Annotated in this window: 1 protein-coding gene; it reads right to left on the reverse strand. The window is 60.8% G+C overall.

Annotated features, from left to right (window positions below; genetic code table 11):
- Window positions 1–1,014: extracellular solute-binding protein (locus EN750_RS36085; protein WP_127399402.1), on the reverse strand; the 1,014-nt coding region annotated here is incomplete at both ends.

A 1,014-nucleotide genomic window follows, 5' to 3' on the forward strand; every position in this document is an offset into this window, starting at 1 on the left:
GGTCATGACATAGCCGTACTTGCTGGCGAATTCGCCGAGCTTGACGAGGTCGGGACGTTCCTTCGCAACCTTGGCGACGACATCGGGAGACAATGCCGGCGAACCGCCGCTGCGCGCATAGAGCAAGGCCGCATCCTCGGTGGCGAGCCACTTCAGGAACTTGACGGCGCCTTCCTTGTTCTTGGCGTTCTTGTTAAGGCCCAAACCAAGGCCGTGGATGTGATCGGCGCGTCCGTCGGGACCTGCCGGTGGCGCGACGATCCCGGTCACCTCGGCGACGGCCGGGGATTTTTCGGTGCTGGTCAGATCCGCCGCCGCGGCATTCCACTGCAGCGCCGTCGCGGCCTGGCCGGATGCGAAGGCCGCGTTGGTTTCCGCATATTCGTAGCTCAGCGAATCCTTGGGCGAAGAACCGGCATCATAGAGCTTCTTGTAGAGTTCGAGGCCGGTCTTGTAGGCATCGGAATCCACCGTGACATTGCCGTCCTTGTCCATCCAGTCGCCGCCGTAGGAACGCGGCAGGGACTGGAAGACCATCATGTTGAACAGCAGGTTCTTCATCTGCAGGACCGTGCCATAACGCACCGGGCTGTCGGGGTTCACCTGCTTGGTGAAATAGAGGGCGGTGGCCGCCCAGTCGTCCCAGGTCCAGCTATCCGGGTCTTTCGGCTGCAGGGGCTTGCCGAGATATTTCCGGGCGATTTCACCATAGGTCTTCCTGGCGGCGTCATCCCTGATCAAGGCGTCGATGAGATCCTTGCGGTAGTACATGAAGTGCAACGAAAGGTCTGTCGGGACGCCGTATTGCTTGCCGTCGAACTGCATCGTCTTGAGAACGGATTCGCCGAAAATCTTGGCCGCGTCCGCGCCAAGATCGACCGGCTCCATATAGGGCGCGTAGCGACCGAGCGAGTAGGTGGCGACGAGGTTCACGTCGAAGGCACTGGATCCGGCCGCCATGTCAGCCTGCAGCTTGTCGTAAAAGCCTTCCCGGTTGAAGAACAGCAGTTCCAC

This window comes from Mesorhizobium sp. M7A.F.Ca.ET.027.03.2.1, from assembly GCF_003999175.1.
Classification (GTDB): Bacteria; Pseudomonadota; Alphaproteobacteria; order Rhizobiales; family Rhizobiaceae; genus Mesorhizobium.